The sequence below is a fragment of the Flagellimonas olearia genome (assembly GCF_009184425.1).
GTDB classification, from domain to species: Bacteria; Bacteroidota; Bacteroidia; order Flavobacteriales; family Flavobacteriaceae; genus Flagellimonas; species Flagellimonas olearia.
Genome location: NZ_WELG01000185.1, coordinates 1 through 322 on the forward strand (window position 1 = coordinate 1; position 322 = coordinate 322).

General features: G+C 46.3%; 1 protein-coding gene. It reads left to right on the top strand.

The genetic code is table 11. The features are described 5' to 3' along the window. Positions 1-13: 13 nt before the first annotated feature. Positions 14-322, top strand: a 309-nt coding sequence (locus F8C76_RS19605) for a helix-turn-helix domain-containing protein (RefSeq protein ID WP_211372220.1), incomplete at its 3' end; no start/stop codon positions are given.

The window sequence follows — 322 nt, forward strand, 5'->3', positions numbered from 1 at the left end:
TTATTTCGCTATAATGGATATGAATGTATCCATTTGGCCTTTGCGGATGAAATTTACCTTACTTGATGATACCGATGTAAGCCAAGCCTATGCGGCTTATTTACGTGAGTTACGGAAGCAGGCAAAGCTGTCACGAGCGGCGCTTGCTGAGCGAAGCTGTGTACCTGCGGCCACCATTAAGAAATTTGAGCTGACCGGGCAAATTTCATTTCGCCAATTGCTGTTGCTATGGCAGACCCTTGATTCGCTAGAGAGGCTCTATCAACTCACACAACCTAGCAAAGAACGGGTCACTATGCCCTCTAGTATTGATGAGGTGCTA